We start from the raw sequence: 15,297 nt of genomic DNA on the forward strand, positions 1-15,297 counted from the left end.
CCGGCGGTAAGCTGGTCTACACCTTCCTCAAAACCAGGGTCCGTCATGAGCGCAAACAGCGGCGAAAACTGGATGGCCGAATTGGGTTTCTCCGCCGATTCGGAATTGCAAAAGGCCTTGGAAATTGCCGCCCATATCGGCGACGTTTCCGAAGACGATGCCAACATCAGCTACACCTCGTTACTGATCGGCTTGTTATGGAACGGCGATGCGCTATCGGTCTGGTTGCAAGCCCAAATTCAGCGTGGCGGCGTTGCGGTCGAAAACCTCTACCGGCAGCGGCGCCTGACCGAGGCGCAACGCGAGCCGATTCTGGAATACGTCCGTAACGGCCGGCCGGCCGCGTCGCGGAAAGTCGCGATTAGCATTTCGGCGCGGACCGTGCTGCAAGAGGCGCACACCCTGGCTTTGGAAACCGGTTGCGCCGGCGACGCGCCGCTGGCGACCCGCCACGTGCTGGCCGCGTATTTTTTCGGAATCCGCCGGGCCACAATCATCAGCTGCACCAAGAATGGGGTTTCGAAGCCGAGGTGTGGCGAAGCCGGTTCGCCGAATACATACGCGATCATTATCAGGCGGAGTTTGGCGGTTGGGCGCAGGTGTTGAGCGGGTATCTGGATGCCGACGATTTACAACCATCGGGACAATTCTTGGGTGGCTATGCATTCGATACCCAAGCCGTGCAATTGCTGCGCACGTTGGAACAAACGATAGCGAGCCACTCGCCGCCGCTATTTTCCTCGGCAAGTTTGCTCGATCTGCTGGTGTCCCTGCGCGAAGTGCCTGATTGCGCGACCTTCGCCGAACTGGTCGCTATCCCGCTAAAAATCGGCGAGCCTCGAACGCTGACGACCGTCGATTCCCCGTTCGCCGGTAGCGGCAGCTCTTTTTCGGCGACGCACGGCTTCAAGAATATTTTGGATCGAGCGCGGACGCTGGCGCGGGCGATTAGCGGAACCGAAATCATCGGTGTCCGCCACATTATCGCCTCGCTGTTGGTCTCGCCGGATTCGACGGCCAATAAAACACTGAAGCGGGTAGGTGTCAGCCTACCGTTGCTGCGTAATCGAGTCTTGGGCGACTTTACCCGGCGCTGGGTCAATGACGACGGCTTGCAATGGCGCTTTCACTTGATCGGTACCACGCCGCCGACCATCGCCGGCTATAGCTCGGACTCGGCCGACGCCGGCATCGACAAGCTGGATGTCGCGCGTTATGCGACCGCGTTCGCGGTGGTCGTGGCCGCCGAACAGGTCAGACCGCCGTTGTCGATCGGCATTTTCGGCGATTGGGGTGCCGGCAAGAGCTTTTTCATGCGCTTGATCAGCGAGCAAACCGAGCGGCTGTGCGCCAATTCCACGCTCGGGCCGGACGGCAAGCGTCTGTTTTGCCGGCGAATCCTGTCGATCCGTTTCAATGCCTGGCATTACGCGGAGCAAGACTTATGGGCCAGTCTGGTTCAGACCATTTTCCAGGAGTTAAATAAAGCGCTGCTTGGCCCGAGTGACGCGTCCGATGTTTTGGCCTCGGTGCAGCAGGATTTAAACTTGGCTAAAGAGGCCAGAGCGGAGGCCGAGAATCGGCTTAACCGAGCACGTGGCGAACAAGACGATCGCAATAATGCGCTGCAAGCGGTTCGGCGACAGGCCAGACTGGAAGCCGAAAAAGTGCGGGCGCTAAGCGCTGTCGATGTCGTCGCGGCGGTCAACGCCGAAGTGATCACGGACCAAAACCTGGGGCGTTTGCTGGTCTTGGCCGAAGATTATCTGGGGTATCGCGGCATTCGCCAAGACATTCGGGAAGGCCGGCAAACCGTGAGCGCGCTGATGGACATCGTGCGCGACAGTCGCTCGGCAACCGGCAAAGTGCGGTCGGCTTTGCGTTGGTTGTCGCGCGCGCCGATTTCAAAAATGAATTTCGTAAACTGACGATAGTGGCGATTCTGGTACTGGTCGTCTCATTGTTCGCTACGGTTTTTCGAGACTGGATAGGCGATGCTTGGGCCATGCTATCGACCTTGCTTGCGGAATTGGGCGCGGTCGGCGGGATGGCAATCGCTTGGGCGAAACGCCATTTGAAAACAGTGTCCGAGGGCTTGAATCAATTCGATAATTTGAGCGGTGAGTTAGACCGCCGGCTCGCCGCCAAACACTTGGAAAATCAAGCCGATCTCCTGTCTGCCGAGGAAGCCTTTCGGCAATCTCAGGCCAAGCTGGCCGATGCGGAAGCCTCGCTGCTGATGGCAATACAAAACGTCGAACAAGCCGAGCAAGCCGTCGCGGAAAGCCGGTCGGCGCAACGCATCGCCCGGTTGGTGGAGCAACGCCTCAGCGGCAGGAACTACGAGCAATATCTTGGTATTGTCGCGGCCATCCGCGCCGACTTCCAAACCTTGAGCGATCTGATGAAGCAAATGCGCAGGGAGTCCGAGTCCGCACCGACCACGCCGGAACCCATCGATCGGATCGTGTTGTATATCGACGACTTGGACCGTTGTCCCAGCGATCGCGTCGTGGCGGTGCTGGAAGCAATTCACCTGATGCTGGCCTTCGAGTTGTTCGTGGTCGTGGTCGGCGTGGACATTCGCTGGGCGGCCCGATCGTTGGCCGAAAAATACCCCAACCATTTGACGCCGGGCGACGAACAATGCCAGACCACGCCGACGGCGCTTAGCCGAGCCGACATTGACGGCGCGACCGCGCTCGATTATTTGGAAAAAATCTTTCAGATTCCGTTTTGGTTGCCGCCGATGGAAGAACAAGCCAGCCGCAATCTGATTTTCGAATTGTTGCCGGCGCCGGTCGGCCAAGCCGGTGTCGAATCTGGGCATAACGCCGCGGAGCAGAAGCCCGCGGACTTGCCGGCCGCCGATCAACAGGCCGCGACGTCGCAAGCGGCTCACCTCGACGCGGCCAAGGCTCAGCCCTCACCAACGCCGAAAGGGGCGGAACTGTTGGACATCGCCGCCGAGGAACGCAATTACATGCTGCGCCTGGCGGGCGCGGTCGGCAAGTCGCCGCGTCGGCTGAAGCGCTTCGTCAATACCTACCGAATCTTGAAAGCCTCGATCGATGCCTTGGAGCGGGAAACCTTTGTTTTAGAACACGGCGCCAACGGCGAATACCGGACCGCGATGACGCTGTTGGCCTTGGTCACCGGAGCGCCGCGCAGTTCGCTGGACATGCTGCGCTTTTTGGACGAGCATCGCGACGAGGACGCTTTCCAGTTGTTCGACGACTACCTGCGCAGCCTGATTTACGCTAACGAGGCTAAGTACGTGCTTGGCGCATTGACCGCCTACCGAACGACGCAGCCGACAGACTTGCGAGAATTGAAGCACTGGGCACCGCTGGTGGCGCGCTTTAGCTTTCGGTCGGGTACGGGGATGTAGGCCGGTCGTCCGCCGGAGCGCAATTTGAGTGCAATTTGCCGAGCTTTGCATTAGCATCCGGCCAACCTATCGTCGAGCCGTCAAAACCTTGTACCAGCCATATTTCAATTTCAGCGAACTACCGTTCTCGATCTCGCCCGATCCGCGGTTCATGTACATGAGCGAGCGCCATCAGGAAGGTTTGGCGCATCTGCTGTACGGCATCAATCAGGGCGGCGGTTTCGTGGCCTTGACCGGCGAAGTCGGCACCGGCAAAACCACCTTGTGCCACTGCTTGTTGCAACAGCTACCCGATAACGTCGATATCGCGTTGATCCTGAATCCCAAACTGACCGCCGTCGAATTATTGGCGACGATATGCGACGAATTGGGTATCGCCCATGCAAGTCTGAGTGCGAAGAGTTTAATCGATGCCATCAATGCTTATCTATTGGCTGCGTACGCCGAAGGTCGGCGCAGCGTGCTGCTGATCGACGAAGCTCAGAATTTGAGTCTGGAGGTACTGGAGCAGATTCGGCTGCTGACCAATCTGGAAACCAGCAAAGCCAAATTGCTGCAGATTATTCTGGTCGGCCAGCCCGAGTTGAACCAAATGTTGGCTCGCCAAGAACTGCGCCAGCTCAATCAACGGATAACCGCGCGTTATCATTTGGGTCCGCTGTCGCTGGACGAAACCCGTGCCTACATCTTGCACCGTTTGCGGGTTTGCCACGGTAGCCATCGTTTGTTTCAGGCCGCGGCCATTCGCAAAATTTACCGGTATTCCGCCGGCGTGCCGCGCTTGATCAACATCTTGTGCGACCGAGCCTTGCTAGGCGCTTACGCGACCAATACCCGCCAGATCGGTCCGGCGATCATCGTCCGCGCCGCCAGCGAAACCTTGGGGCCCCGGCGAGCAGCGGTAAAGCGCTACGTGGCGGCCGCCGCGACGTTGGCACTCAGTGTCGCGGCGGGGGGCTACGTTTGGTGGACGGATCGGCCTATTGTCGAAACCGCCAAGCCGCTTGCGCTATCGGCGGCGGCCGTCGTGGCGCCGCCGCCGGTCGAGGCCAAGCCGCTCGCGCCGGCTTTCCAGGAATGGCTCGATGAGGCGCCGGCGTCTCCGGATGTCGCGTTAGCCGAACTACTGCGGATTTGGCGGCAAAAGCCGACGACCGATACACCGGTTAATTGCGACTCGATCGCTACGTTGGGTTTGAGTTGCTTATCGGGCAAGGCGAGCTGGCGGGAATTGATACGCCTCGACCGTCCGGCGCTGTTGGTGTTGAACGATACGCGGGGCCAAAAGCGCTACGTGCTGTTAACCGGCGCCGACCCGAGCCGCGCGGAGGTCCGGATTAACGGCGACAAGTCCTTCCCGCTGGTCGAGCTGCTGACGCTGTGGGACGGAAATTATCTGTTGCTGTGGCGGCCACCACGGCCGGGCTTGACCGAAATCGCGCCGCCGCAAAAATCCGCCGATGTCGTATGGTTGCGCCGACAGATCGGCAAAGTCGCCGAGGTTCCCGCCGGCGGCGATCCGCAGCTTTTCGACGACGCGTTAAAAACCCAACTACTGGCATTTCAACGCCAGCAGCAATTGACGCCGGACGGCATCGCCGGCGCGCGTACCTTGATCCAGTTGCAGAACCGGAGTGGGGCGGAGGATTCGGCCCATTTGGACATCAACCCCGCTAGTCTTATCGATATGTCTTACATCTTAAACGCATTGCGTAAATCCGAGCAGGAGCGGCAAGCGCTACAGCCGGATACGGTCGCGGCCAGGATTGCGGTGCAACCCACCCCCGCGAGACAGAGCATCGCCAAAATCGTTGTCGCATTGGTATTGCTGAACGCGGCTATTTTGACGTATTTCCTGGGCTTTGCACCGGGCAAGCCGGAGGCCGTTCAACCCATCGCGGCAAACCGGGCGCCGCGGCCGACGCGGAATCCGAACCGGTGTCGGCCGGCCAGACCGGCAAGCCGGAACGGAAACGGCCGTCGGCGCCGAAAGCCGATCCGCCGCCACGGACGGTTGCGGCAAGCAGCGTGGCGGATAAGGCCGGCGCGGCCAAGAAAATGGCCCCCGAACCTCCAAAAGTAACCGCCGCGCCGAAGCCGGTGGTAGTGGCCGAGCCGGCACGCGAGGATTCGGCGCCGGAACCTGAGGCGCCGGCTGTCCCCGCGCCGAAACCGGCCGTTCCGGCGGTAGCCGCCGTCGCCGCGATTGCGCCGGCCGCCGCGCCGCCGCGGCCAAAAAGCGGGTTGGACACACTGGACGATTTACCGCCGGCGCTGCGCCAATCGCTACCCAGCCTGCCGATCAATGTCTACAGTTACTCGGCCACGCCGGCCGAGCGCTTCGTGATGATAGAGATGGTCAAATACGTGCCCGGCCAGACCATCAAGGATCAGGTCGAATTGCGGGAAATCCAGGAGGATGGCATCGTCGTGCGTTATCGCGAGCGCGTGTTCAAAATCAAGCGCTAACCGGCGCGCGCCGGCGGGTCCGTCTGATCGTCGCCGGGACCGCATTTAGACTATATTCAAGTAGGGACCGATCCGCTTCGCGAACTGTCGAAGCTTGTGAACGGCGTATGCCGATAGTCGCTTGCTTAGCCAGCGGCGCGGACTCGGAAACGGCCGAAAGTTCGGTCGGGTTGAGCGGCTTCGGGTTCGAGCGCCGAATCCCAGTATTTCAGAGCCCAAACCAAGACGGCCGGCCGGACAGTCGGCGTAATCACGATAACCACAGTCAAGGAGCGTCTCATGTCGGAAGCTTATCAATACATCCGCTGGTTTAACGAGTTGACCATCCGCGACATCCCGCTGGTCGGCGGCAAAAACGCGTCGTTGGGAGAAATGTATCGCGAACTCGCCGGCCAGGGTATCCGCGTCCCCAACGGCTTCGCGATTACCGCCGAGGCTTATCGCTACGTACTGGATCAAGCCGGGATCTGGCCGCGTTTACACGAACTGCTGGACGACGTGGACGCCGACGACGTCGCCGACCTGGCTCGCCGCGCCCAACTGGCGCGCGATCTGGTTTACGCGGCCCCGTTGCCGGCCGATTTGCAGGCCGAGATCCACCGAGCTTTCGCCCGATTGCAACAGGAGTACGGGGCTGACTTGAGCGTTGCGGTGCGCAGTTCGGCGACCGCCGAAGACTTGCCGACCGCCAGCTTTGCCGGCCAGCAGGATACTTATTTGAACATTCGCGGCGGTCAGGCCTTGCTGGATGCCTGTCAGCGCTGCTTTGCCAGTTTGTTCACCGACCGGGCCATTCATTACCGTATCGACCAGGGCTTCGATCATTTCAAGATCAGTTTGTCGATCGGCGTGATGAAAATGGTGCGCTCCGATTTGGCGGCCAGCGGCGTGATGTTTTCGCTGGATACCGAGTCCGGTTTCCAAGATGTGGTATTTATCACCGGCGCTTACGGTTTGGGCGAAAACGTGGTGCAGGGCGCCGTCGATCCTGACGAGTTCTACGTGCACAAACCGACATTCGCGCAAGGCTATCGAGCGGTGCTGCGGCGCAATCTGGGCGCGAAGAAAATCAAGATGGTGTATAGTGACGGCCGTACCCGCGAGCCGGTCCGCAATATCGCGACCGCTAACGACGAGCGGCGCCGCTATTGCATCGCCGACGCCGAAGTGCTGGAACTGGCCGATTACGCGATCAAAATCGAAAACCACTATGGCCGGCCGATGGATATGGAATGGGCCAAGGACGGTTTGGACGGCTGCTTGTACATCGTCCAGGCCCGCCCGGAAACCGTGGCCTCGCAAAAAGCCGGTCATGTGTTGGAACAGTATCGTCTCACCGAAGCGGGGGAGGTGATCGCGCGCGGCCACGCGGTTGGCGGCAAGATCGCGGCCGGCACCGCGCGAGTGATAGACCACGTGGCTAAGTTGTCGACCTTCAAACCCGGCGAAGTGTTGGTGGCCGACATGACCACGCCGGATTGGGAGCCGGTGATGAAAACCGCCGCCGCCATCGTCACCAACCGGGGCGGGCGGACCTGTCACGCGGCGATCATTGCCCGCGAGTTGGGGGTGCCGGCGGTGATCGGCTGCGAAAACGCGACCAGCGCAATTTCCAGCGGCAGCGAGGTCACGGTCAGTTGCGCCGAAGGCGATGCCGGCAAGGTGTATCGCGGAAAAGTCGGTTTCGAGGTCAGCCATACCGATCTGGCCCAGCTGCGGCGGCCGAAAACCAAGATCATGTTGAATCTCGGCAATCCGGAATTGGCCTTCAAGCACAGCTTTTTGCCGAACGACGGGGTTGGTTTGGCGCGGATGGAATTCATCATTACCGAATACATCAAGGCCCATCCCTTGGCTTTGATCCATCCCGATAAGGTTCGGGACGCCGAGGAGTTGGTCAAATTGCAAGCGCTGACCGAAGCTTACGCCAAGCCGGAAGACTTTTTTGTCGAGCGGCTGGCGGAAGGGGTGGGCACGATAGGCGCGGCATTCTATCCGAAGCCGGTCGTCGTGCGGATGTCGGATTTCAAGACCAACGAATATGCGACGCTGTTGGGCGGACGCTGGTTCGAGGGCGAAGAGGCCAATCCGATGATCGGTTTTCGCGGTGCCGCGCGCTACGTGCATCCGGCTTACGCGGAAGGCTTTGCATTGGAATGCGCGGCGATGAAACGGGTGCGGGACGGCATGGGATTGACCAATGTTGTCCTGATGATTCCGTTTTGTCGGCGCATCGGCGAAGCGGAGCGGGTGTTGGAGAGCATGGCGCGGCACGGCCTCAAGCGCGGCGAAAATGGCTTGGAAATCTACGTGATGTGCGAGATTCCCAACAACGTGATTCTGATCGACGAATTCGCCAAACTGTTCGACGGGTTTTCGATCGGCTCCAACGACTTGACCCAACTCACTCTCGGCGTGGACCGCGATTCGGAAATCGTTGCCAACGACTTCGACGAGCGCGATCCCGGCGTCAAAACCATGATCCGGCTGGCCGTCGAAGGCGCCCGCCGCAACGGCCGCCATTCCGGTTTGTGCGGTCAGGCACCGTCGGATTATCCGGAGATGGCCGAATATTTGGTTGAAATCGGCATCGACTCGATGAGCTTGAATCCCGATACCGTGCTGGAAACCACCCAGCGGGTGTTGGCGCTGGAGCAACGTTTGGGGCGCTAGCGGTCGCCACCGAGGCCGGTCGACTCGGCGGCGGGCGAACGCGGTTTATGCGGCCTTGCGCCGCAGGCCCAAGTATCCGGTCAGCGCGCTGAGCATCAGCCAAGCGGAGGCCGGTACCGGCACCGCGGACAGTTTGCCGTATTCGATGACGCCGGCGACGGCGCCGCCGGTTGGTGCCGGATTGACCGACAGATGGGTGATTTCGCCGCTTAAACCGCCGCTGTCGCTCAGAAACAATATCCGGCCGCCGCCGCCGAAAGCGCCGCCGCCGTCGGCGCTGACCGTGGTGTTGCCGGTAAACGAAATCGTCGGCGCGTGTAACAACAAACCGCCGCCCGAGCCGCCGCCGCCCAGCAGCGCGGTACCGCCGCTACCGTCGCCGCCTGTGGCGGTCAGCAAACCGCCGCCGAAATCGATGGACGACAACGCACCTAGTTCGATCGCGCCGCCGCCGCCACCGCCGGCGACGCTGCCGAACAAATTGGCCGACGCACCGCCCGCCGCTACCGCCTTCCAGTTTCAGATGCAGATCGCCGTAGGCAATGCCGCCGACATCGCCGAAGCCGTTGCCGCCGTGACCGCCGAAGCCGCCACCGTCGCCGAAGCCGGGCAAGCCGCCCTTGCCGATTCCGCCGCCGCTACCCTCGCCGGCCCCGAAAGGCGCCGCGCCGCCGCGCCCGCCGCCGGCTCCGCCCTCGCCGGGCGTGCCGTTATTCGCGTTGAAGCCGTTGGCGTTCAAATTGCCGTTCAGTTGAATGCTGCTCAGCGACAGCAAGCCCAACGACAATGTCCCGGTGGCCTTGACCGTCACCTGACTGGCGATAGACACCGAATCGAAATTGAACACGGCGATATCGCCGCTGACAACGCCGCTGACAACGCCGCTGTACAACACCGAGCCGTCCGGTGCTTTCAGAACCGGTGTGCCGTTGCCGGTATCGAAAAGATAATCGCCAACGGTCTGGGTGAGCGACAGGCTGCCCAACGAAGCAAAGTCGTTAGGATTCAAAGGCGCGGCGAAGCTTGGGGCGCTGTTAAGCACCCATAGGGCCAGACTGATCTGGGCTGAGTAACGAGCTTGGAACATCGGTTTTCTCCAGGTTGGGGACGGCCCCGTTAACCGGACAAAGTCCGGCCTCGCGGGACTCGAGGACGTTGTGGGTCGTGTTGGAAATCGGTTTGTCTCCGGCAAGCGGACGACGAATTGGCTGGACGGATTTCCCGGTCTTGGCTCGTCCCACTCTGAGTGCGGTTAGCGCTTTAGCAGAGGGGCATTGAAGCCGGTGGGCAGTGTACTCAGCCTGAATGCCCGACCGCAATTCCGCCAGATGGGGGGATATTGTCGATCGCTAAAAATTGGCTCAGTATAAAAGCCGTTATTTTCCTTGGAAGGCTACCGATGAAAATTCTGTTACTTGACGACCATGCGTTATTTCGAGCCGGCCTGCGTTTGTTGTTGCAAGCCTTGGACCGTTCGGTAACAGTCTTCGAAGCGGGGACGATCGCCGAGGCCTTGGCCGTCGCTGCCGAGCACGCCGACCTTCGTTTATGTTTGTTGGATTTAAGTTTGCGCGGCGAGGACGGGTTGGCGGCGGTCGCCGACATCAAAGCGGTCGCCTCGGACGTCGCCGTGGTCGTGGTGACCGCCAGCGACGAACCGGCGACGGTCAGGGCGTGTATCAATGCCGGCGCGATGAGTTTTATACCGAAAAGTTCGGCGCCGGATGTGTTGGCCGAAGCGCTTAAGTACGTGATGGCTGGCGCGGTGTATTTGCCGGCGGCGATGGCGGTGAGCGATGGCGATTGGGCGCCGATTAATTTGTCGCCGCGCCAACGCGATGTTTTGCGAGGTCTGTGCCGTGGTTTGCCGACCAAATCCATCGCTCGTGATCTGGGTTTGTCCGAGCATACCGTCAAGGACTACATCGCTGCGTTGTTCAAGGCGCTGGACGTGCATAATCGCACCGAAGCCGTGATCAAGACCGGCCGACTGCGGTTGTTGCCCAGTGAAAGCTGACTGGCGACGCCGGTTCGGGCGCGAGGCTGCGGTCAGTTTGGAAGATGCCGACAGCGCTGAATTTGAACGCGAGGTTTTGCGCGAGTTGATAGGCTTGCACGCCAGGATGTTGTTGCGCTTGTCCTGGGTCCAGTCTTTATTGGCCTTGGGGGTGGTGCTGTTGGCATACCGCTCGACATCGTGGAGCTGGCTGGTGGGCTGGAGTCTGTTGACGGTTGGCGCGGAGTGCGGCCGAGCCCTTTACGCCGTCAGGGTGCTGCGGATGGCGCCGAGCGCCGACCCGGCGACTATCCACCGGGTTTTTATCGGTTTGGCGGCCGGTGTCGGTGCGACGGTGGGCTTGAGCGCGTGGCTGTTCATACCGAATATGCCGTTGCCGGATCGAGCCTTGCTTGTGATCGTGCTGTTTGCGATGCCGGCCGCCGGCGTGTCGGTGGCGGTGTCGTCACCGCGGATTTTGGCCGCGTATTCGCTACTGATCATGGTGCCGACCGCGGTCTGCTGGGCCGTTCAATATCCCGAGCAAAGCCTAGTAGTCGCCGGTTTGACTACGCTGTACTGGTCTTTCATCGTCAGCGTGGCCGGTGATGGCGAACAGTTGTTGCGTCGTTCGGTGGCGATTCGGCGCGAGCGGGATCGCACGTTGGCGGATTTGCAACAACTGAATGCCGAAGTCAGGGCAGCCGTGACGCGGGCCGAGGCATCGTCGCGAGCCAGGGCGCGGGTGCTGGCCGCCGCCAGTCACGACTTGCGTCAGCCTTTGCACGCACTGTCGGTGTATAGCGCGGTCTTGGTCGCCAATCCCGACGCGGAGGCCTTGCCGGAGGTGGCGGGCAATATCGATCGTCTGGTACGCAATTTGGGCGGGTTGCTGCACGGCTTGCTGGATTTGTCGCGCTTGTCGGCGGACCAATACGTGCCGGAACTGCGGCGAATTTCGCTGGATCGATTGGCGGCCGAGGTCTGCTCGGAATTCGACGGCCGGCGATAAGTCGTTGCGCTTGGTGCGGTGTCTGGGACAGGTCAGGTTGTTCGACGATCCGGTGGCGATTGCCCGCATCGTCCGCAATTTGCTCGATAACGCCATCAAATACACCGAGCAGGGCGAAGTGGTGGTGTCGACCGCGCGGCGAGACGAGTGGGCGGTGTTGGAGATCGCCGATACCGGACGCGGCATTCCGCCCGGCGAATTGACCCGGGTTTTCGAGGAATTTTACCAATTGGACAATCCCGGCCGCGATCAGCAACACGGTGTCGGCTTGGGTTTGACGATCGTCCAGCGTTTGTGCGAATTGATCGGTGCCGACATGGCCCTGGCTTCCGAGTCGGGTGTCGGCACCCGGGTCACCCTGCGCTTTCGGACCTTGGCGACCGGCAATGAACCAAGGCCGGTCAACGTGGACGCCGATGTATCAGGAGTAAGCGGCAAACGGATTTACGTGGTGGACGACGAGGCGGACATTTTGGAAGCGATGCGCATTTTGCTGCAAGGCTGGGGTTGCCGAGTCGAAACGGCGGCATCGGCGCGCGTGGCCGACGCGTTGTTTTCCGATGTTGGCCGGCCGGATTTATTGATTGTGGATTTACGCTTGGCCGAAGGCGAGCAAGGCTTGGCGCTGGTTTGGCGTTTACGCGGCCGTCACGGCGAGTTTCCGGTTTTGGTGGTGACCGGCGAGACTGGGCTCGAGGCCTTGGCGCCGGTACGTGTCGCGGGATTCCCGCTTTTGCAAAAGCCCATCGTCGCCGACGTATTGTACGACGCGGTCAGCCGAGCCTTGCCGTCGGCGGCGATGCGGCAACGCGACTAGCGCGCAATCATCGGCTGGCGAGCGGATAGTCGGTGTAACCGCGCCAATCGCCGCCGTAAAAATGCTCGGAATCCGGCGCGTTCAGCGCCAGACCTAGTTGTAGGCGGGTCACCAGATCGGGGTTGGCGATGTAGGCGCGGCCGAAGGCGACCAGATCGGCGCGGCCGTCCGCGACCGCGCTGGCCGCTCGGGTGGCGGTGTAGTGGCAAGCGGCAACGTACACGCCGCCAAACAGACGCCTCAGCGCCGAGTAGTCGAAGTTCGACGAGCGATTGAGTCGGTCTTCGCCTTCGACGACATGCAGATAGCCAATTCTGCCGGCCAGCTCGGCGGCAACGGCGTCGAACAAAAATTGCGGATCGCTGTCGCGCATGTCGTTAAAACTGTTTTCCGGGGAAATGCGCACGCCGACTTTGTCTTTACCGACCACGGCGGTTACGGCATCGACGACTTCGTTCAAAAGACGCATCCGATTATCGACGCTGCCGCCGTAGCCGTCCTGGCGTTGGTTGCTAGCGTCGCGCAGAAATTGATCGAGCAAATAACCGTTGGCGGCGTGAATTTCAACCCCATCGAAACCGGCCTGCATCGCATTGCGGGTGGCTTGAGCGTAAGCGGCGGCGATAGCGGGCAACTCGCCGATTTCCAGCGCGCGCGGAATAACAAACGGTTGCGGGCCGCTTGGCGTACCGACCATGCCGGACGGTGCGAGGGCCGACGGCGCGACCGGCAGTTTACCGTCCGGTTGATAACAGGGATGGGAGACCCGGCCGACGTGCCAAAGCTGTAGAAACATCCGGCCGCCGGCGGCGTGGACGCAGGCGGTCACTTGCCGCCAACCTCGAATTTGTTCCGAACTATGAATACCCGGCGTGGCCGGATAACCCTGACCTTCGGGAACGATTTGACTGGCTTCGCTGACGATGAGTCCGGCACTGGCGCGTTGGGCGTAATACAGCGCGTGCAGTTGATGCGGCGCGTTATCCGCGTCGGCCCGGCAGCGCGTCAGCGGTGCCATCACGATACGGTTGGGCAACGCCAACTCGCCCAAGGCCAGCGGCGAAAATAAGGTCTCGGTCATCGTTCAACCTCGAGGTTGTCCTGAAAAAGTCGGTAAGTCTAGCGGAGTTGCCGGTGTTTACCGTCGACCGATTAACGTTTCAGGAGAATCTTCCGTACCCCCGGTCGAGCCGCCGTGGCGAACGCCGCCGTGCCGGCACTGAGCGGAAAAACGCCGTCTATCAACGTCTCGACGGCGATGTCGCCGGCGCTTAGTCTGTCCAGGGCGGGCTCGAAACGGCCGCATCGCGATCCCAGCAAACGGATTTCCTTGACGACCAGCGGGCTGAGATCGATGGGGTGATCGGCGACGAAGGTGGATTTAAGGACTAAACAGCCTTGCGCGCGCAATAGGCGCAAGGCTGCCGCGAAGCCGCTGGCGGTACCGCTGGCATCGACGACGCAGGAAAAACCGCTCTCTGGAAACTCGGCGGCCAATCCGGCCTGCAAGCCCCAGCGCCTGGGCTGCGTTAGCGAGGTTTCGTTACGGCCGAGCATCGTGACGCGATGGCCGGCCAGTGCCAATACTCGGCCGATCAGCAGGCCGAGCCGGCCCGGTCCGAGTACGCCGACCTCGCCGCGCGGCAGGTCTTGCAATTGCTCGACGACCCGCAAGGCCGCGGCCAGCGGCTCGGCGAACACAGCCGCTTCGTCGGCGACATGGTCCGGCAGTCGGAATAAATTCGCGACCGGCAACGTGAAGAAATCCGCGAAGGCGCCGTCTTTAGCGCGGATGCCCAGCACCCGTCGGGTCGGACAATGCGAAGGTCCCGTCGTCAGACAGGTCGGACATTGGCGGCAGCCGATGTTAATCGAGCCGACCACCCGACTGCCCAGCCAATGGCGGTCGTTCGCATCGGCGACCTCGACCACTTGTCCGACGAATTCGTGGCCTAGAATGCCGGTAAAACCGGCGTAACCGTGGGCTAATTCCAGGTCGGTCGCGCAGATGCCTGCCAGGCGCATTTCAATCAATGCTTCGCCGGCTTCCGGTTTTGGGATCGGTCGGTCGGTCCGGTAACTCAACTCCCGGTCCAGCAGCAAGGCTTGCATCGTCATGGCGGCAAATCGGCGATACCCTTGGCTCGCAACGCGGCGCGGAGCAGTTGGGCTCGCAACGGCAGGTCTTGTTCGGAGCGTAGGTCGATATTCAACGCAAACAACCAAGTCGCCGCAGCGGTTTCGAGGCTGCCGACATACCAACCGATTTGTGGCTGGCCGCGCGCCGCCCAGCCGGTTTTGGCGCGCAATGCGTAGGTCGGCGTGCGTTCCACCAGCATGATGTTCCGCAAGGTTTCAAAGTGCTCGTCGGCGAACGGTAGTGCGCGGCTTTGCAATTTCTTCAGGAATTCGATTTGTTCCGCCGCGCTGATTTGCAGATCGCCGTTCAACCAGAATTCGGTGGGACTAAAGCCGGACGCCAAACGGCCGTAACCGATGTCGTCCAGATAGTCGCGGTAGGCCTGTCCGCCGATCCGACGCGCAATAACCTGATAGCACCAGACGCAGGAGGTCTTGAACGCGCTGGCCAGGGTGTGGTCGCGGTTCCAGTCCGGCAACGACCGCGCGACGCCGTCCCATTTCAGCACTTCGTTGCTGTCGATGGCGCCTTCTTCCAGGGCGATCAGGGTATTGAGGATCTTGAACGTCGATGCACTTGCGTAGCGTTGGCCGGCGCGGGCGTCGTTGTGGACGTAGCGTTGGCTGCCGTCCGCGGTGGCGATGATCAGGGTACCGGTCAGCTGGCGTTCCGCGAATAAAGCCGCCAAGCTGGGATCGTCGGCGCGGCTGAGCGACGGCCAAACGGCGAGTAGACAAAGCAGGGCGGTTTTCAACACGATGGACAATTTGGGGAAAAATACCGTTGGCGCCGCCAAGCG

The 15,297-nt window shown here is 61.2% G+C and carries 14 protein-coding genes; 9 read left to right on the top strand and 5 right to left on the bottom strand.

The genetic code is table 11. From position 1 onward, the window contains the following. Window positions 1-45: 45 nt before the first annotated feature. The 6 genes from ACP4CD_RS01505 to ppsA all read left to right on the top strand — a co-directional run bounded on the left by ACP4CD_RS01505 (window position 46) and on the right by ppsA (window position 8,533). Window positions 46-606 (top strand): hypothetical protein, encoded by a 561-nt coding sequence (locus tag ACP4CD_RS01505; protein WP_426993107.1) that lies wholly within the window; start codon window positions 46-48, stop codon window positions 604-606. After that, window positions 531-1,928, top strand: a complete 1,398-nt coding sequence (locus ACP4CD_RS01510; protein WP_426993108.1) for a P-loop NTPase fold protein — start codon at window positions 531-533, stop codon at window positions 1,926-1,928. The genes ACP4CD_RS01505 and ACP4CD_RS01510 overlap by 76 nt, the downstream gene beginning before the upstream one ends. After that, a complete protein-coding gene (locus tag ACP4CD_RS01515; RefSeq protein ID WP_426993110.1) occupies window positions 1,883-3,391 on the top strand; it encodes a P-loop NTPase fold protein in 1,509 nt (502 codons plus the stop codon). Before ACP4CD_RS01510 ends, ACP4CD_RS01515 begins: the two co-directional genes overlap by 46 nt. A gap of 88 nt (window positions 3,392-3,479) precedes the next feature. After that, a complete protein-coding gene (locus ACP4CD_RS01520; RefSeq protein ID WP_426993111.1) occupies window positions 3,480-5,474 on the top strand; it encodes an AAA family ATPase in 1,995 nt (664 codons plus the stop codon). Continuing rightward, window positions 5,450-5,860 carry a general secretion pathway protein GspB gene (locus tag ACP4CD_RS01525; RefSeq protein WP_426993112.1) on the top strand — a complete coding sequence of 137 codons (411 nt, stop codon included), beginning with the start codon at window positions 5,450-5,452 and terminating at the stop codon, window positions 5,858-5,860. Before ACP4CD_RS01520 ends, ACP4CD_RS01525 begins: the two co-directional genes overlap by 25 nt. A 279-nt stretch (window positions 5,861-6,139) precedes the next feature. Then, entirely contained in the window at window positions 6,140-8,533 is a 2,394-nt protein-coding gene (gene ppsA / locus ACP4CD_RS01530) for a phosphoenolpyruvate synthase (RefSeq protein ID WP_426993114.1), read from the top strand. 45 nt (window positions 8,534-8,578) lie between these two features. On the opposite strand, the gene ACP4CD_RS01535 is transcribed toward ppsA, so the two are convergent. Further along, a complete protein-coding gene (locus ACP4CD_RS01535) occupies window positions 8,579-8,932 on the bottom strand; it encodes a hypothetical protein (protein ID WP_426993115.1) in 354 nt (117 codons plus the stop codon). Further along, window positions 8,904-9,620 (bottom strand): hypothetical protein, encoded by a 717-nt coding sequence (locus ACP4CD_RS01540; RefSeq protein WP_426993117.1) that lies wholly within the window; start codon window positions 9,618-9,620, stop codon window positions 8,904-8,906. The genes ACP4CD_RS01535 and ACP4CD_RS01540 overlap by 29 nt, the downstream gene beginning before the upstream one ends. 312 nt (window positions 9,621-9,932) lie before the next feature. Between ACP4CD_RS01540 and ACP4CD_RS01545 the strand changes: the two genes are divergently transcribed. The 3 genes from ACP4CD_RS01545 to ACP4CD_RS01555 are packed head-to-tail and all read left to right on the top strand — an operon-like array spanning window position 9,933 to window position 12,358. Continuing rightward, window positions 9,933-10,550 carry a response regulator gene (locus tag ACP4CD_RS01545; protein WP_426993119.1) on the top strand — a complete coding sequence of 206 codons (618 nt, stop codon included), beginning with the start codon at window positions 9,933-9,935 and terminating at the stop codon, window positions 10,548-10,550. Further along, window positions 10,540-11,541, top strand: coding sequence for a histidine kinase dimerization/phospho-acceptor domain-containing protein (locus tag ACP4CD_RS01550; RefSeq protein ID WP_426993121.1), 1,002 nt, complete (start codon window positions 10,540-10,542; stop codon window positions 11,539-11,541). The genes ACP4CD_RS01545 and ACP4CD_RS01550 overlap by 11 nt, the downstream gene beginning before the upstream one ends. Window positions 11,542-11,554: 13 nt before the next feature. Then, window positions 11,555-12,358, top strand: a complete 804-nt coding sequence (locus ACP4CD_RS01555) for an ATP-binding protein (protein WP_426994649.1) — start codon at window positions 11,555-11,557, stop codon at window positions 12,356-12,358. A gap of 7 nt (window positions 12,359-12,365) precedes the next feature. On the opposite strand, the gene ACP4CD_RS01560 is transcribed toward ACP4CD_RS01555, so the two are convergent. From ACP4CD_RS01560 to blaOXA, 3 genes are all read right to left on the bottom strand, one after another. Then, window positions 12,366-13,439: an alkene reductase gene (locus tag ACP4CD_RS01560; protein ID WP_071157622.1), complete on the bottom strand. Its 1,074-nt coding sequence runs from the start codon at window positions 13,437-13,439 to the stop codon at window positions 12,366-12,368. A gap of 71 nt (window positions 13,440-13,510) precedes the next feature. Further along, complete coding sequence (locus ACP4CD_RS01565) at window positions 13,511-14,476, bottom strand: alcohol dehydrogenase catalytic domain-containing protein (RefSeq protein ID WP_426993122.1); 966 nt, start codon at window positions 14,474-14,476, stop codon at window positions 13,511-13,513. Beyond that, window positions 14,473-15,294, bottom strand: coding sequence for a class D beta-lactamase (blaOXA, locus tag ACP4CD_RS01570; RefSeq protein ID WP_426993123.1), 822 nt, complete (start codon window positions 15,292-15,294; stop codon window positions 14,473-14,475). Before blaOXA ends, ACP4CD_RS01565 begins: the two co-directional genes overlap by 4 nt. Between the last annotated feature and the right edge of the window lie 3 nt (window positions 15,295-15,297).

Source organism: Methylomonas stagni (assembly GCF_050154735.1).
Lineage (GTDB): Bacteria > Pseudomonadota > Gammaproteobacteria > Methylococcales > Methylomonadaceae > Methylomonas > Methylomonas koyamae_A.